The sequence below is a fragment of the Deinococcus roseus genome (genome assembly GCF_014646895.1).
Classification (GTDB): domain Bacteria; phylum Deinococcota; class Deinococci; order Deinococcales; family Deinococcaceae; genus Deinococcus_C; species Deinococcus_C roseus.
The window spans coordinates 25,067-41,235 of the sequence record NZ_BMOD01000027.1 but is presented as its reverse complement, the minus strand read 5'-3'; the positions used below and the strand labels follow the sequence as shown (position 1 = coordinate 41,235).

Below are 16,169 nucleotides of genomic sequence, written 5' to 3'. Positions count from 1 at the left end.
TTTCTTGTGTCACCCTCTAGAAATCGGTTTCTGATTGTGCTACCTTGACATCAAGCGCACCACCACAGTTGAGGAGCAGGATGAACAAGCACAACATCCACACCCTTGCCAGCCTGGCAGGTGTGTCTGCAGCCACCGTGTCACGGGTGCTGAACGGCAACCCCCAGGTCAAACCCCACCTGAAGGAGAAAGTCCTGCATGCCCTGGAAGAAACTGGATTTCGCCCCGACCCCAAAGCCCAGTCCCTGCGGGCAGGCAAGACCCGCACCATCAGCGTGATCCTGCCCATGATCGACACCGATTTTTACCACCGCCTGCTGCACAGCATGGAACCCGTTTTTGATGAAGCTGGATACGACATGGCCCTCTTTCCCCTGGTGGGTGGCTTTCGGGTCAAGAAATACCAGGACCCCACCAGCCTGCCTTACCATGGAGACGCCTTGATTCTGGCTTCCCTGGATCCAGACAAACTCTACGCCAACCACGAGGTGCCGTTCAGGAAACCCATCACCCTGGTGGACACCCACCACCAGCACTACCACAGTTTTTCCATCCACAACCATCAGGCGGGAAAACTGGCGGCCCAGCACCTGCTGCTCAACCGGGAACCGATTGTGCTCATCGGCCTCAGGCAGGACGAGGCAGGACCTTTTGCCAGTCCGGTGTTTGAGGAGCGCATGGAGGGCATCCAGCAGGGTTTGCAGGAACAGGGCCGCACCCTGGCAGGCACCCTGCTGGTGGATGAACTTGGCACCGAAGGGGGCCGTCAGGCTGCCCGACTGTGGCTGGAACAGCATCCCGGACCCTGCCAATTTCTTTGTCTGGCAGACACGCTGGCCCTGGGTGTGAAACGGCACCTGCAAGAAAGGCACCTGGAATGCCGGGTGATTGGTTTTGACGACCATCCTTTTGCTGCAACCGAGAGCCTGACCAGCATCAAACAGCCCATCGAGCAGATGGGGGAGATGGCCGCAAGGCACGTGATCCAGCAACTCAGAGGGGAAGTTTACACCCTGCAGAGCACCGTGCTCACCCCCACCCTGAAAATCCGCCAGTCGTCCCGCCTATGGACGCACCCCTGAAAGGACAGACCTGCATGAACCTGTATCACGACGGCACCCCGCACTTTTTGATCCGTGAAGGACCCCACGCCAGGGTCAGGCTGGAAGCGCCTCCAAACCTGGAGCAGGGCTGGGTGGTGTCCTATCCGGGTGGCGATGAACGCCTGGATTCCCTGCAGGCCGGGCAAGAAAACTGCTGGTCTGGAATTCTTCCCATCCAGCAGCACCAGAAAACCCACTACCGTTTCAAACTCATTCTGGGTGGACGGGTGGTCTGGTACAACCAGGGTGGGGTCAGTTTCACCCCTCCTGCATTCGGTCAGGATTTCAGTTTTTCTGCCCAGCAGCCTCCCGAATGGGTGCATTCGCGGGTGTTCTACCAGATTTTCCCGGACCGGTTTTGCCGGGGGCATCAGGACCGTGCGCTTCCAGGCCACGACTACCACGGAGATCCCATCATCCACAAAAACTGGAGCGATTTGCCCCAAAAAGGCCAGGGCCACCGGGAAATTTACGGTGGGGACCTGGAAGGCATCCGGCAGAAAATCCCTTACCTGCAGGACCTCGGGGTCAATGCGCTGTACCTCAACCCGATTTTTCACAGCCCTTCCAGCCACAAGTATGACACCCAGGATTACCACCAGATCGATCCGCAGTTTGGCAGCAACGAGGAATTTGCAGGTCTGGTTCAGCAGTTGCACCTCTCAGACATCCGCATTGTGCTGGATGGAGTTTTCAACCACATCGGGGACCACCACCCCTGGATGAACCGGGCCGGGGTGTACCCGGAAGCAGGCGCTTTCCAGAACGGCAGCAGCCGGGCCTACTTCACCTACACCGGAGAGCGCCCCGAAGATTACCTGGGCTGGGCCGGGGTCACCACCCTGCCCAAACTGGATTTCAACCACCCGGAGGTGCAGGCGCAGATTTATGGCCGTCCGGACAGTGTGGTTCGCCACTGGCTGAAAGCCCCTTACGGGATCGATGGCTGGCGGCTGGATGTGGCCCCCATGCTGGGCAAAGACGGCACCGACAGGGACAACCGCCAGATCCTCTCCGAAGTCTGGCAGGCGGCCCGCGACACCCACCCCGAAGCCTACATTTTTGGTGAGCACTTTTATGATGCCACCTGGTGGTTGCAGGGCGGCGTGGAAGACGCCACCATGAACTACCACGGGTTCACCTGGCCCACCTGGGCTTTCCTGGCCGGACGGGACCACCGCAACCACCCTGCCAGTGTGGACGCTGCTCAGTATGCAGAAGCTTTGAACCGCAACCTCAGCCAGTTGCCTTTCCGGCAGCAACTTGCCCAGTTGAATTTGCTGGGCTCCCATGACACCGAACGTTTCGCCACCGTGTGTGCAGATCTGGAAAAACAGAAAATTGCTGCGGCATTGCTTTTGACCTTCATCGGGGTGCCCTGCATCTATTACGGAGACGAAATCGGCATGGAAGGGGAGAACGACCCGGATTGCCGCCGCACCATGCCCTGGGGAGATCCCCAGCGCTGGCAGCATGGGCTTTTTGACTGGTACCAGCAACTGATCCGCCTGCGCAAAACCCAGCGTGCTTTGCAGGAAGGTTCTTTCCGAATCCTGCACGCCAGAGGCGACCATCTGGTCTTCGAGCGCCGTCTGGGCCAGGAGTGCATTCGGGTGGCCCTCACCCGTGAAGCGCCGCTGGAACTTCCTCTGGAGGGTCACTGGCAGAACCTGATCACCCAGCAGAACCTCATCCAAATGGTCACTTTGCCCGGTCCGGGCGTGGTGGTCCTCAGAAAGGAGCAAGCATGAAAAAGCAACTGGTTGCACTGACGCTTCTGCTGTCCCTGACAGCGCAGGCCGAGGTGCTTCCCCCACCCGACTGGCTTTCAAGCGCCACCGTATATCAGGTGTTCATCAGAAACCACACCGGAGACGGTACCTTCGAGGCGGCCACTGAAACCCTGCAGCAGGCCAGAGACCTCGGGGTGAACACCCTTTACCTGCTGCCCTTCTACCCCACCGGGAAAATCAAGCGCATCGGGGTGCTGGGAAGCCCTTTCTCCATCCGGGATTACCAGAATGTGGACCCGAACCTGGGTTCCCTGGACGACTTCAAGGCTTACCTGGAAAAAGCGCACAGCCTGGGCCTGAAGGTGGTCATCGATCTGGTGCTCAACCACACCTCCTGGGACAACAAGCTGATCACCGAGCATCCGGAGTTCTACAAACACGATGCCAGCGGTCAGATCCTCCCTCCCAGACCCGAATGGCAGGATGTGGCCGGTCTGGATTCCACCCGAGAAGACACACAGCAGCACCTGATTTCCATTGGGGAGTTCTGGGCAAACCTGGGTGTGGACGGCTTCCGGGCAGATTACTCTGACGGGTTGCCGCTGGCCTTCTGGCAGAAGTTCCGCACCCACATGAAAGCCATCAACCCGCAGTTTTTGCTGCTGGCCGAAACCGGCGATGAGGCCTTCCATGACCGCGCGTTTGATCTGTCTTACGACTGGGTGGGCATGAGCAAGGCGGTTGCTGCCGTGAGTGGCCTGAGTTCTGCCAACAGCTTCTTCAATTACCAGGCTGATCAGGGGAACGTTCCCAAGTTGCGCTACCTGGAGAACCACGACCAGGACCGCATCGCCAGCAAGCTCAAAGAGGACTTTCAGAAGAAGGCTGTGGCGGCCTTGCTGCTCACAGAGCCCGGTGTGCCGCTGATTTATGCTGGCCAGGAGTGGGGCATCGACCACCGTCCGAATTTGTTTGACCCCGATCCCGTGCTGTGGAACCAGGGAAACAGCGACCTCCATGCGTTTTACCAGAAGTTGCTTTCCACCCGCAGCAAGCTTCCTGCCCTGCAATCTGGTGCCTTGAAAACGATTTCTGCTCAGTCCAGAAATGTGGCTGCTTTTGAGCGCTTCACCCCGGAGCAGAAAGTCACGGTGCTGATCAATTTCGCTGCCGAACCCCAGACTGTGAACTTCAAAGACCCACAGAATGCAGTGGACCAGCTGTCTGGAAAGACTTTCCAGGGGATGAGCTGGGTGTTGCAGCCCGGTGAGGCCCAGATCCTTTTGCCTGCGTCACAGTGAGGAAGGGTGCGGTTGCAGGGGCAGGACCCTTGACATTGGAATGTTCAGGAGCCACAATGAAGCATCTTACAACGATACCAGGGCAGGAAGAATGCAAAGGATAGGCTTTTTTGGTGAATCGGAATAAATTGGTAACGATACCAAATCACCCTTTCCCACCAGGCAAACCCACCCCTTCAAGAAATTCCGAGCGGGAACACCAGAAAAGTGCTTCCCATCTCCATTTCTGCTTTCGGGTAACGTTACCAACACTGTTTCAGTCGCTTCAAGGCTTTCCGCACTGCAGTGCTCGATGCACCTCAACCGCTCCCTCCCCACTTTTCAAACCCTTCCAAACACAAGCCCCCCCAACACCAGGAGAGACCCATGAAACACATCCGCATTGCCCTGACCAGCCTTTCCCTTCTCGCCAGCACCGCTTTCGCCGAAACCACCCTCACCTTCTGGCACCCCATGGGTGGCAACGACGAGGTGGTGCTCAAAAAGCTCACCGCCGACTACACCAGAGCCCACCCCGACATCAAAATCAACCTGCTCTTTGTGCCTTTCGCTGAACTGCAGAAAAAAGTCTCCCTGGCCATCCCCGCAGGGCAGGGACCTGACATGTTCCTGGGCGTGCACGACGGCATCGGCATCAACTCCAGCAGCAACCTGGTTTTGCCCGTGGACAGCTACATCAAAAAGAGCGATTACCTCGCCTCCACCATCGACGCGGTGAGCTTCAAAGGCAAGCTCTGGGGCTTCCCACAGAGCTATGAAACCACCACCCTGATCTACAACCCCAAACTGGTCAAAACCCCACCCAGAACCGTGGAGCAACTGATCAGCACCGCCAAGAAGTTCACCAAAGACAGCAGCTACGGCTTCATCTACGACATCGCCAACTTCTATTACAGCTACGCATGGCTCTCTGCCGTGTCTGAGAAACCCCTCTTCAGCGACACTGGCGAATTCCAGGTGGGCGTGAACGAATTCACGGGCTTATTAAACCAGCTCAAGACCTTCCAGACCTCCGGCATCATGCCCAAAGAACCCAGCCACGATCAGGCCATGGCGCTGTTCAAGCAAGGCAAAGCCGCCATGGTGATCACCGGACCCTGGGGCATCGCAGGCTTCGAGAACGACGGCGTGCCCTTTGAGATGGCCCCTCTGCCCAAAGTGAACGGCAAATCCCCCAAAGCTTTCATGGGCGTGAAACTGTACTACATCTCCAGCCAGTCCAAAAACGCCAAAGCCAGTGCAGACTTCCTGAAGTTCCTGACCAGCGCGGGCAGTGAAGCCTACTGGGCCACCGAAACCGGCATGCTGCCCGCCAACAAGCTTTCCTACAACAACGCAGATGTGAAGAAGAACAAAACCGTGCTGGGCTTCAGCAAACAGGCCAAGAATGCCATCCCCATGGGCAAAGCTGCCGAATTCGGTCAGATCTGGGATCCCGCCAAGGAAGCCGTGGAGCGCGTGCTGTTCGGCAACCAGGCCCCCAGCGCTGCTGCACAGGGTCTGGTGGACCGCGTGCAGAAAGCCATCCAGAAGTAAGAAAGGAGGAGGGGGGCAGGCCATTGTGGTGCCTGTCCCCTCCCACCCATGCTGAACGTGACCCAGAACCCCCCACAGAAAACCCCCCGCAAATCCAGCTGGGCAGCTTTTCCCTTCATGGCTCCGGCCACCGTGATGCTGATTGCCCTGACCTTCTTCCCGATTGCTTACGGCATCTGGATGGCTTTCTACAACATCAGCCTGGCCACCCTCACCAGCTATGAATTCGTGGGCCTGAAAAACTTCCGTGAGTTCATCGACACTGGCAGCGATTTTTACCGCATTGTGGTGCGTACCATCGGCTGGACCTTCATCAATGTGCTGCTGCACGTGCTGGTGGGCATTGGGCTGGCTTTGCTGTTGCAACGCCCCGGTCTGAAGTTCCGCAAACTGTTCAAGGCACTCCTGATCCTGCCCTGGGCGGTTCCCAGTTACATCACCGTGCTGGCCTGGAAAAACCTGATCTTCAATTACGACTTCGGGTACTTCAACACCTTCCTGAAGGTCCTGCACATCGCCCCGGTGTCCTGGTTGCAAGACCCCAGCGCAGCTTACTGGGCCACCGTGATTGTGAACGTCTGGCTGGGTGTGCCCTACATGATGATGGTGGCTTCCGGTGCCCTGCAGAGCATTCCCAGGGAGATGTACGAATCTGCTGAAATTGATGGAGCCAGTACCTTGCAACAGATCACCCGCATCAGCATCCCCATGATGTGGCCGATGATGGCCCCCTCGGTGATCCTGGGCCTGATCTGGACCTTCAACAACTTCAATGCGGTGTACCTGCTGACCGGAGGCGGACCTTACGGCTCCACAGATCTGGTGGTGACTTACCTGTACCGCATCGCTTTCGGGGCAGGCAGCACCAGCAACTTCGATTACTCGCTGGCTGCAGCTTTCAGTGTGGTGGTGTTCCTGATGCTCTTGCTGCTGGTGTTGTTCTACATGCGGGTCACAAAAGAGCAGGTGCCCGAGTGAACCGCTCATCGCATTTTGGCATGACCGTGACCTACCTGGTGCTGATTGTCGCTGTGGTCTTTTTTGCCGCGCCCATTGCACTGGTGCTCAGCGTGAGCCTCTCAGACAAAGACAGCATCGTGGCCGGGCAACTGCAACTGATTCCCCGCCATCCCACTTTTGAGAACTACAGCGTGATCTTCACCCCGACGTTTCTGCGGGATCTGATGAACAGCGTGATCTACGCAGGCGGGACCGCCCTGTTCTCGCTGGTGGTGGGGACCAGTGCTGCTTACGCGCTGTCCAGAATGAAATTCCGGGGCCGCACCACCATCAACCGCAGTTTCATTTTGCTGCAGGCCTTTCCAGGGGTGCTGACCCTGATTCCGCTGTACGTGATGTTCCTGAAGTTCCATTTGCTTAACAGCTACCAGGGCATGATTCTGGCCTACGCTGCAGGCACCCTGCCTTTCACCATTGCCATTTTGAAAAGCTACTTTGACACCATCCCCAGAGCACTGGAAGAAGCCGCCTTCATTGACGGGGCCACCCAGGGCCAGACTTTTCTGAGGATCGTGCTGCCGCTTTCTTTGCCTGCCCTGGCCATCACGGCCCTGATGGGCTTCAACCTGGGCTGGACAGAATTCATCCTGGCGTACTCCCTGCTTTCGACAGAGGAGATGTACTCACTGGCGATGCGTCTGTACGGGATGCTGGGTCAATTCACCACCTCCTGGTCGGAATTTGCTGCCATGAGCGTGGTCATTGCCCTGCCCATCACGGTGATGTTCCTGAGGTTTGAGAAGTACCTGGTTTCGGGCCTCACCATGGGCGGCGTGAAGGAATAAAACCCAACATCAGAACACAGGAAGAAAACACAGGAAAAAACATGGGAAGTGCAGGGGGCAACTTTGCCTCCTGTTTCTGTTTGGCAGTTCCAGAGGCAATCCCTGCAGATCAAACTTAGCTCAAACCTTCTTAGATCAAACCTTGATGGATTTTTCATCTGACGTACATTTTGAGGTTTCCTGCAAGAGATGCCAGAAAAAGAAAGCCTGTTCTGTAAAGGTTTTGTAACAAATCTTTCCATGAGAACCAGCACAGGCTGACCTCGAAAAGCAGAAAAGGTCTGCTGGTGGGCTGTGATGAAAACTGGATCCCATCTGATTTTCACAGTTATGATTCCTGAGCTGCCTGAAAAAGTCTGGCCCATCAAGGTCAGACTTGCAGCAGTGTGCAGTGAACTGTGCATTGAACAAGGTGCAATGAAAAATGAAAAACCTTTGATGGAGGCTGTGATGATGATTCAACCTGTGAAAACTGCAAAACACCATGCGATGCTGGCCCTATGTACCCTGGGTCTGCTGCTCAGTGCCTGTGGTCCCACCACCGCTGTGGTCACCCCGCCCAAAACAGGCACGGTCAACGGTTACACCATTGATGCTGCCCACAAAGACACCGTCAAATTCAACATCAGTGCCCTGGATGGTGCAGGAAAAGTGATCCTGAGCGGCAAGGTGGACAGCTTCACCGTGCAGGTGTCAGAAGTCACCGGCAACCCGGACAGCAACAACCCCCAGGACTTCACCTACACGGCCAGCATTTGTGGGCAATACACCTCTGCAGGAGGCCCGCTGACCTGTGCTGTGGTGCTGGACGCCAGTGGATCCATGGGCAGCACCGACCCGGAGAAGAAACGCAAAGAAGCTGCCCAGCAATTCGTGGCCCGCACCACCAGCAGCGATCAGGTGGCAGTGGCCAATTTCGGGGCGGGAGGCCAGGACCCTTACGATGACCTGCACGTGTACCAGACCTTCACCTCGGACAAAACCCTGCTGAACACCGCCATTGCAGATGCCACCAGAGCTTCAGGTGGAACCCCCCTGTGGGAAGCCACCGACCAGGCCACCGACCTGCTCAGCAAGGCCACAGGCAAAAACAAGATTGCCCTGGTGCTCACAGATGGAAATGCCAACGGAGGCATGGATGTGGACACGGCCATTGCCGCTGCCCAGAAAGCCAACGTCAAGCTGTTCATGGTGGGTCTGGATGCCAACGGCATCGACGAGGCGGACATGCAGAAAGCCGCCACCATGACAGGGGGCCTGTACTCCAAGGTGAGCGAGGCTGCTGGCCTGAAAGACCTGTTTGACAAAGCCTTCAACCAGAGCCAGGCTTATGCCTGCCTGCAGGTGGTGTTCAAGGTCAAGGGGAAACTGCCTGCCGCTGGCACCGAAATCAAAGGCACCCTCACGGTCAACATGAACGGAGGCCAGTTTGTGGCCCCTTACGCGGTGACCTTCCTGTAAACCCTTTAAACACCTTGCTGTACTGCAACCCCCGGTCTGTGTTGATCGGGGTTTTGTGTTTCCAGAGGTGAGGCATTGACAGACTGGCACACCCTGTTTAAGCTGAAACAAATGGTTGTGATTGACAACCACTTGCTTCATCCTCTGGAGGCCCCATGCCAATTCAAGCCGCCACACCTGCAGACTGGCCCCGCATTGAAGCCCTGCTTTCCCGATTGCAACTCCCCCTGCAAGGCGCTCAGGAATACCTCTCCCACTTCTGGTTGCAAGAAGACCAGCAGGAGCTGCAAGCGGTGGCCGGGCTGGAACTGCACGGCGATTTTGGGCTGCTCAGGTCGGTGGCGGTGGCCCCCGAACACCAGAACCACCGCCACGGCACCGCACTGGTGCAACACCTGATCCAGCAGGCCAGACAGCAAAACCTGCACACCCTGTTTCTGCTGACCACCACGGCAGAAAGGTACTTCCAGAAGTTCGGTTTTCAGCGCATCTTGCGCGCAGACCTCCCACCAGAAGTGCTGGCCTCCGAAGAACTGCAAGGGGCCTGCCCCCAGTCCGCCACCGTGATGCAACTGCAGCTCAGGGAAAATCTGGCTGCAGATTTGCTCAGGCAGGTGACCCGGCTGCATTACCAGCTTCAACAACGCGGCACCAGTGCGGGCAGCAGTGAAAGCCTCACCCGCTGCCACATCCTCTCAGAACTGGGGCGCTCCCAGAAAATGACCTTGCGGCAACTGGTGGACCGACTCAGGCTGGACAAAGCCTGGCTGTCGCGCAACGTGGAACACCTGCTGCAAGAAGGGGTCATTTGTAAAACCCCCCACCAGACAGACCGCAGGGCCAGCTGGATTGAACTCACCTCGAAGGGGCAGCAACAACTCGAACAACTGAACAGCACCCTGAATGCCCAGACCCGGCGCATCCTCTCGCACATTCCAGAACCAGAGCACCCCCACATCCAGAACGCATTGACGTTGCTTTACTCTGCCCTGCAAGCCGAATGGCAGGATCAGCCGGAAAGGACCCCATCATGACCTCAAATCCCCAGATCACCAGCCGTGTGGCCACCCTGCAAGACGCCCCCAGCATTGCTGAAATTTACAACCAGGGCATCGAAGACCGCACCTCCACCTTTGAAACCCGCCCCAGAAGCACCGCTGACATCGAAAAGTGGTTCGATGGGATGCATCCCATTGTGGTTCTGGAAGTGCAGGGTGAAATCAAAGCTTTTGCCTCCACCTCTGGGTACAGACCCAGAGACTGTTACGCAGGGATCGCAGAATTCAGCGTTTATGTGGACCGGGCCTCCAGAGGCCAGAAGCTCGGGGAGATCGCCATGCGCCACCTGATCCAGGAAAGCGAAAAAGCAGGCTTCTGGAAGCTGCTCTCGCGGGTGTTCCCGGAAAACCAGGCCAGTTTAAAGATGCTCTCCCGGATGGGCTTCCGTGAAGTTGGGACCTACCACAGGCACGGCCAGCTGGAAGGCATCTGGAAAGACGTGGTGATTGTGGAACGCCTGCTGGGAGCAGTCGCAAAAATTTAGATTTTTGAAGCTCTGGATTTTTGGAGCTCTGGAAAGCTGTTGCGCTGGTCATTTTTGGGTGGACCGAAAGAAGGCACAGTGGGCATCTTTCATGTCTTGTTTTCCCCACAGGCGTGGGGATGGACCGCCAGAAAACCTGAAAATCAAAATGTTGCAGGTGTGGCCTCAGAGGTGCGGGTATGGCAGTCTTTCTCCTGCTGCTCCCCCTGTCTCCCCCAATTGAAGCGCAGCTTGCAGTAGAAAACCCCGCTCCACAACACAATGGACACAAATCCCGGTCCATGCACCAGAACAGGAAAACCCGAAACATGCCCCTGCCCAACCCCCTGAACTTGCTTTTGCTTTCGCTGGCCCTGGGTGCTTCCGCTGCAGCCCACTCTGGAGCGCCCCTCAAAGACAGCCAGTTGCCCAGACCCAGCCAGCAATTCGGGTTGCCTTTTGCAGGTCCAGCTGGACCGGACACCTGGCTCCTCGGTCAGGTGTATGGCAACACCACCGGGGCATACCGGCAGCGCAACAGCACCTACCGGGCAGGGCAGGGGATCCACTTTGGGCTGGACATTTCGGCAGCGTGTGGCACCGCAGTGGTCGCCATTGGGGATGGGGTGGTGCAGGATGTGGATGGTCCACACGGCTCCCCGCCACACAACCTCATCATCAACCATGGGAATGGTCTGGCGAGTTTTTACGGTCATTTGCTGAAAAGGCCAGATTTGAAGGTGGGCCAGAAAGTCAAAAAAGGACAGGTGGTGGCGTTCAGCGGAGACAGCCAGTTCACCTGCCGCAGCGCTCCGCATTTGCATCTGGAGCTCCGGGACAGCAGCCACATGCGTTTCTTCAACCCCATTCCGTACATCAAAGCAGACTGGGACACCCTGTTTGTGCAGGGGGGCTTCTCCAGAGGTTTCCAGCGGGATCTGGAAAACGTGCGCAAATGGCAGCATCCAGAAGACCAGCCACAGGCGTTTCGCGGAGGGGCACTTTTAAACCGTTTTGCTTCAAGCTGGCCTCCAGATCAGGTGCAAAACACCCCGCAGCAGGGAAAATTCTCTGGCTACCAGCCTGTGAAGACCGACTGGCCCGTAAAAGAAACCCGCCTGACCACCGGAGGATGCTGTGTGCTGCCCATGTTCACCCCGGACAGCAGACAATTGATGTTCATTGACCGGCCCACGGTGCAAAATCCTGTGGGCTGGTATGTGGTGCAGCCCCAGCAGAAACCCCAGGCCATGCTTCCGCTGGGGTTTTACTCCCCGGACCTCAGGCATCAGATCCTGCCAGAAACCCCGGCTGGAACACGCATCAAGCGCCTGTCGGATGGCAAAATCCAGACGCTCCCTGCAGAGGTGGGCAACGTGATCTGGTCTCCGGAAGGCAGCCGTTACGTGTGGAACGAAAGCCAGGAATCGGGCAACTTCGATGAGCGCCAGACCCGCATCCGCATTGCAACTTTTGGGCAGGCACCCAGCACCCTGACCACCGTCTATGGAGGCGGAGCGCAGGGCTTTCTGGACCAGAACACCCTGCTCATCCTGGGAAAAACCAACCCCAATTCAGACAACCGCGTGCTGTATACCCTGGACCTGAAGACCCGAAAAACCCGCAAACTGGAAACCGCCCTGAACATCCGCGGCGTCACCATCGGCCCGAAAGGGAAATGGATTGCGTATTTTCTGGCTTTCAACCAGGACCGCAAAAACGGGCTTTTTGTGGTGAACCGGGAAGGCAAAAAACGGCAGGTTCCGGGGTTTGGGTCTTACCGCTGGCGCAGTGAAGAAACCCTCTTGCTGATCCCCCTGAAAGACACCCCCCAGAGCCACACCGTGCAAACCTGGAAGGTGGGGGCACCGCAACTGCAAACCCTGGTCAAACTGTCCGGAAAGATCAGTTACGACCAGTGGGTGGTTTCTCCAGATGGGCGAAATCTGGCGTATGTGAATGGCAAGGACCGCAACATTTATGGGCTCAGGTTGCCCTGAGGCCCAGATGGAGTTCAGGCGCTGTGGTGCCTTTTGCGCTTGTGTTTTTTGCGTCTGGCCTGCTGTTTCACATAAGGATCGTTTTTGTGACGCCACCACACGTTGATGCCTGCAGGCACCACCGCCCCCACGAACAGGGCACAAAGAATCAGCAACCATTCATTCTGGATCAGCATGTCCATCTGGAAGTTCCTCCGGTTTTTCCAGTTTCCATGCTGAAGCTGAAATTCACCTGTGGAGAGGTCACCTTGAAAGGCTGATGTGTAGGCAAAATCACTTTTGTGATGCAGCTCAGGTTTCCAGGTGGTGCCGTTCTTTCATCTGGTACATGCGTTCATCGGCCAGACGCAGCAGGTCTTCCAGACCAGAGCGTTCCTCTGGAAAGAAAGCCAGTCCCACACTCACATCTGCAGTGGGGAATCCTTCTTGCTGCACGCCTTGTATCAGGGTGCAAATCCGTCCATGCAGCACCTCGCTGCTGCTCAGGGAACTGTGGGAGAGGATCACGGCAAACTCGTCTCCTCCCAGCCGGTAGCAGCGGTCATGGGTGCGCATGTGGCTTTGCAATTCTTGGGCGAAACAGGCGATCAGGCGGTCTCCAGCTTCGTGCCCCATGCGGTCGTTGATGCCCTTGAGTCCATCCAGGTCCAGCATCATCAGGCCAAAAGCATGGTCGTGCCGCCTGGAGCGGGCATGTTCGGTTTTGAGGTCCAGCTCAAAGGCCCGCCGGTTGCCCAGTCCGGTCAGGGCGTCTTGCAGGGCGGCCTCTTCCATTTGCAGCAGGTGCTGCTGGCGTTCCATGGCCACCCCCACCGTGACCCGTGCGGCTTCAAACAGCTCTTTCTCCCACTGCTGCCAGCCTCTGTTGTCTCCCACTTTGCTGGCGATCAGCACGATGGTGTCTCCTGTTGCCGGGTTGGTGAGGGGCACCAGGGCCACCGAGGACAGCTTGACCTGCAGGTAGGTCTCACTGGCCCGTGGGCTGGAGGGATAATCGTCGATGTACACCGCGTGTCCCGCTTCAATGGCCAGCCAGGTCATGCCCACCCCGCGTTGCACGTCGGGCAGATGCGTCTGTTGCAGCACCCCTGTGGCGTGCTGGCTGTGCCAGATGTGGTGCAGTCTGGCGGTGTCTCCGTCCTGCACACCCATGCCCAGCCAGTCCAGACTCAGTGCGTCCTTGAATTTCAGCAGCACCTTTCTGGCCACCTCTTCTGCAGTGCCAGGCTCCTGCGAGAGGTGGGCCACTTCCAGCAGAATCTGGTTGACTCTGGCCAGCCGTTTCAGTTCCTGCTTTTGCTGGCGCTCCTCGGTGATGTCCTGCGCGGTGTTGAGGCCCAGCATGATGTTGCCTGCTGCATTGCGCACGGGCAGGGCACGGTTGAGGAACCAGCGGCCCTGAAACTCCACTTCCAGCACAGCAGCTTTCCCGGAGAGGGCCCGACGGTAATGGGCTTCCAGTTCACGGGCAAAGTCTGGCTCCCACAGCTCAAAGATGGTTTTGCCTTCCAGTTCCTGTGCGCTGAGACCCAGGTCACGGATGGCTTCTCCATCAATCAACTGGTAACGCAAATCTGCATCAAAGAGTTGCACCGTACCATTCGGGTAATTCTCGGCGATGCTGCGGTACTTCTGTTCGCTTTCCCTGAGGGCGCTTTGCAGTTCGGTGCGGGAGAGGGCCACAGCGACAGTGGCTGCTGCCCGGCGCATCAATTTCTTCTCTGCGTCCTGCCAGGGCAGGGTGGCCGGGCGGGTGAAGTTGAGGGAGGCCACCACCCGTCCCTGGGTGTCTTTGACGGGTTCCAGGGCCACCGCAATGGGCGGTCCATCGATGGGTCTGGCGTGTGGGTGCTGGCTGTAATCATTTAAATACAGGGCTTCCCCGCTGTTCACCACCTGCAAAATGAGCGGGAGCCTGGAAAGAGGGCTGCTGGAACGGCCTTCCATGCGCCTGCGGGTGTCTTCCCGCAAATTGCCCCACACCCCCCACAGCTCAGCCTGGTCATCCACCACGCGCATGGCCAGGATCTGTTCGGCCTGCAAGAGGGGTCCCATCTGCTCCAGGGCGCGTTCGGCCACGGTGAGGGGATCCGAAACCGACTGCAACAGATCGGAGAGCGAGGCATGAAATTCTGCCCGTGCAGCCAGGGCCTCCAGTTCGCGGGTTTTGTCTTCCAGTTCCTGCTGGTGGGCCTGCACCTGCTCGTTTGCTTTCAGCAACTGGGCCACCCTGGGGATCAGGGGAGGCAGGGCCACAGCGGTGGCCACACTCACAACGGCGGTGAGCGCCCGCACATAGGTGTCCAGGTAATACATGGGGGTGAAACGCACCAGCACATGCATCAGGTGCGTGAAGCCGCAAGCCACAATGAACAGCCCGAAAGAAAGCAACACCCAGTCAAACGGCAGGTGGCAGCGGTTTTTGTGCACCAGGATGGCCAGGATCGAGGCAATCACAGCGTAAGCAATCCCAATCAGCACATCAGATCCGACATGCAGCGCCACCAGACTCTGGGGCCAGTCGTCATGGTGGTCCACCTCAAAACCTCTGGTGCTCAGCAGGTTTTGAAACACATCAGGCCACAAGAGGGGAAGTGCCAGACCAGCCAGCAGCAACAGGGTCAGCCTCATGAAAGGGGTGGAAACACGGGGTAAAAACATGTGGGCACCTCACGTGACCCCGCTGGGTCACCAGAACCTCTCTGCAACACAACGTACAGAACATCCCATTGTTGCAGCAGGCCCCTCACAGGTTTCTGAAGGAGAAGTGTAAAAATGTTCTTGCAACTGTGGGCCCTCCCTGTTTCTGGTCTGTAGCGCAGCATGCAAAATGTGCCTGGACAGCTTCTGTGCCTTTCAGGCAACAACTTAATGAAGGGCCCAGGCCACAAAAAAACATAAAGCTGTTTGATTTGCAAAGTTACAATGCCTTGACTGAACCGACCACCCCTGTCCTTTTGCCGGGAACCCTCACCCACAATCCAATCATCCCTTCAAAGGACACCAGACCATGTCAAAACCCCTGTTCAAAGTGCTGTCTGTTTCATTTTTGTTCGTCCTCTCCACTGCCCTGGCCACCAAACAGGACTGCTACGATGCCTTCGATGCGGATGATTTCGCCACTGCTGCTGTGGAATGCGCCGCACCGGCCAAAGCCGGGGACGCCTACTCCCAGTTCGCCATGGGATACATGACCGATTCCGGTCAGGGCTTCAAGGAAAACAACGATTACGCCATGACCTGGTATGCGCTGGCTGCAGAGCAGGGACAGGCCGATGCCATGAACAACCTCGGAGACATGTATTACCAGGCAGATGGTGTGAAAAAAGACACGGCCGAGGCTTTCTTCTGGTACAGCGAGGCTGCCAAACGGGGCCAGAAGTTCGGCCAGGCTGCCCTGGGCATCATGTACTACCGTGGCGATGGGGTGGCCCAGAGCGGCAAAAATGCTGCTTACTGGTTCAAGCTGGCCGCAGATCAGGGTGTGGCTTACGCCCAGTACTACCTGGGCACCATGTACCGCGATGGTGCGGGGGTTGCTGTTGACCTGGACCTGGCTTTTGCCTACCTGCAGGAATCGGCCAAAAATGGCTATGAAGATGCCAAAAAAGCCCTGATCAACTGGTAAAAGCTTGAGGGTTCACCCGGAGCGGGCTGCCTGGAAAGGCAGCCTTTTGTTGTGGAAGTCTGTTTTCCGTCCTGTTTGAT

General features: G+C 57.4%; 13 protein-coding genes. 11 read left to right on the top strand and 2 right to left on the bottom strand.

Going from position 1 to position 16,169, the window contains the following annotated elements:
* The first annotated feature begins 80 nt into the window (after positions 1-80).
* The 10 genes from IEY52_RS22300 (at position 81) to IEY52_RS22255 (ending at position 12,461) form a co-directional block, all read left to right on the top strand.
* Complete coding sequence (locus tag IEY52_RS22300) at positions 81-1,082, top strand: LacI family DNA-binding transcriptional regulator (RefSeq protein WP_189007292.1); 1,002 nt, start codon at positions 81-83, stop codon at positions 1,080-1,082.
* Positions 1,083-1,096: 14 nt separating this feature from the next.
* Complete coding sequence (malZ, locus tag IEY52_RS22295) at positions 1,097-2,854, top strand: maltodextrin glucosidase (RefSeq protein WP_189007290.1); 1,758 nt, start codon at positions 1,097-1,099, stop codon at positions 2,852-2,854.
* A complete protein-coding gene (locus tag IEY52_RS22290; protein ID WP_189007287.1) occupies positions 2,851-4,137 on the top strand; it encodes an alpha-amylase family glycosyl hydrolase in 1,287 nt (428 codons plus the stop codon). The genes malZ and IEY52_RS22290 overlap by 4 nt, the downstream gene beginning before the upstream one ends.
* Before the next feature lie 366 nt (positions 4,138-4,503).
* On the top strand, positions 4,504-5,673 hold the full coding sequence (locus IEY52_RS22285; protein WP_189007285.1) for a sugar ABC transporter substrate-binding protein: 1,170 nt from the start codon (positions 4,504-4,506) through the stop codon (positions 5,671-5,673).
* A gap of 48 nt (positions 5,674-5,721) precedes the next feature.
* Positions 5,722-6,651: a carbohydrate ABC transporter permease gene (locus tag IEY52_RS22280; RefSeq protein WP_189007282.1), complete on the top strand. Its 930-nt coding sequence runs from the start codon at positions 5,722-5,724 to the stop codon at positions 6,649-6,651.
* Positions 6,648-7,478, top strand: a complete 831-nt coding sequence (locus tag IEY52_RS22275; protein ID WP_189007280.1) for a sugar ABC transporter permease — start codon at positions 6,648-6,650, stop codon at positions 7,476-7,478. The genes IEY52_RS22280 and IEY52_RS22275 overlap by 4 nt, the downstream gene beginning before the upstream one ends.
* 450 nt (positions 7,479-7,928) lie before the next feature.
* On the top strand, positions 7,929-8,939 hold the full coding sequence (locus IEY52_RS22270; protein ID WP_189007276.1) for a vWA domain-containing protein: 1,011 nt from the start codon (positions 7,929-7,931) through the stop codon (positions 8,937-8,939).
* A 155-nt stretch (positions 8,940-9,094) separates the two neighbouring features.
* Positions 9,095-9,973 (top strand): arsenic resistance N-acetyltransferase ArsN2, encoded by an 879-nt coding sequence (gene arsN2 / locus IEY52_RS22265; RefSeq protein WP_189007273.1) that lies wholly within the window; start codon positions 9,095-9,097, stop codon positions 9,971-9,973.
* On the top strand, positions 9,970-10,482 hold the full coding sequence (locus tag IEY52_RS22260; RefSeq protein WP_189007269.1) for an arsinothricin resistance N-acetyltransferase ArsN1 family A: 513 nt from the start codon (positions 9,970-9,972) through the stop codon (positions 10,480-10,482). The genes arsN2 and IEY52_RS22260 overlap by 4 nt, the downstream gene beginning before the upstream one ends.
* Before the next feature lie 308 nt (positions 10,483-10,790).
* Entirely contained in the window at positions 10,791-12,461 is a 1,671-nt protein-coding gene (locus IEY52_RS22255) for a M23 family metallopeptidase (protein WP_189007266.1), read from the top strand.
* Between the two features lie 14 nt (positions 12,462-12,475).
* Here the strand turns inward: IEY52_RS22255 and IEY52_RS22250 are convergent, their stop codons facing one another.
* The gene (locus IEY52_RS22250) at positions 12,476-12,643 is read right to left on the bottom strand and encodes a hypothetical protein (protein WP_189007263.1); all 168 of its coding nucleotides are present in this window, start codon (positions 12,641-12,643) and stop codon (positions 12,476-12,478) included.
* Positions 12,644-12,752: 109 nt separating this feature from the next.
* Positions 12,753-15,122 carry a sensor domain-containing diguanylate cyclase gene (locus IEY52_RS22245; protein ID WP_189007260.1) on the bottom strand — a complete coding sequence of 790 codons (2,370 nt, stop codon included), beginning with the start codon at positions 15,120-15,122 and terminating at the stop codon, positions 12,753-12,755.
* A gap of 349 nt (positions 15,123-15,471) precedes the next feature.
* Between IEY52_RS22245 and IEY52_RS22240 the strand changes: the two genes are divergently transcribed.
* Complete coding sequence (locus IEY52_RS22240) at positions 15,472-16,089, top strand: tetratricopeptide repeat protein (RefSeq protein ID WP_189007244.1); 618 nt, start codon at positions 15,472-15,474, stop codon at positions 16,087-16,089.
* The last annotated feature ends 80 nt before the right edge of the window (positions 16,090-16,169 follow it).

Coding starts and splice junctions, on each gene's coding strand:
- IEY52_RS22255 (WP_189007266.1), top strand. CDS start 10,791: ATGCCCCTGCCCAACCCCCTGAACTTGCTTTTGCTTTCGCTGGCCCTG.
- IEY52_RS22245 (WP_189007260.1), bottom strand. CDS start 15,122: ATGTTTTTACCCCGTGTTTCCACCCCTTTCATGAGGCTGACCCTGTTG.
- arsN2 (WP_189007273.1), top strand. CDS start 9,095: ATGCCAATTCAAGCCGCCACACCTGCAGACTGGCCCCGCATTGAAGCC.
- IEY52_RS22240 (WP_189007244.1), top strand. CDS start 15,472: ATGTCAAAACCCCTGTTCAAAGTGCTGTCTGTTTCATTTTTGTTCGTC.
- IEY52_RS22280 (WP_189007282.1), top strand. CDS start 5,722: ATGCTGAACGTGACCCAGAACCCCCCACAGAAAACCCCCCGCAAATCC.
- IEY52_RS22285 (WP_189007285.1), top strand. CDS start 4,504: ATGAAACACATCCGCATTGCCCTGACCAGCCTTTCCCTTCTCGCCAGC.
- IEY52_RS22290 (WP_189007287.1), top strand. CDS start 2,851: ATGAAAAAGCAACTGGTTGCACTGACGCTTCTGCTGTCCCTGACAGCG.
- IEY52_RS22260 (WP_189007269.1), top strand. CDS start 9,970: ATGACCTCAAATCCCCAGATCACCAGCCGTGTGGCCACCCTGCAAGAC.
- IEY52_RS22270 (WP_189007276.1), top strand. CDS start 7,929: ATGATGATTCAACCTGTGAAAACTGCAAAACACCATGCGATGCTGGCC.
- IEY52_RS22250 (WP_189007263.1), bottom strand. CDS start 12,643: ATGGACATGCTGATCCAGAATGAATGGTTGCTGATTCTTTGTGCCCTG.
- malZ (WP_189007290.1), top strand. CDS start 1,097: ATGAACCTGTATCACGACGGCACCCCGCACTTTTTGATCCGTGAAGGA.
- IEY52_RS22300 (WP_189007292.1), top strand. CDS start 81: ATGAACAAGCACAACATCCACACCCTTGCCAGCCTGGCAGGTGTGTCT.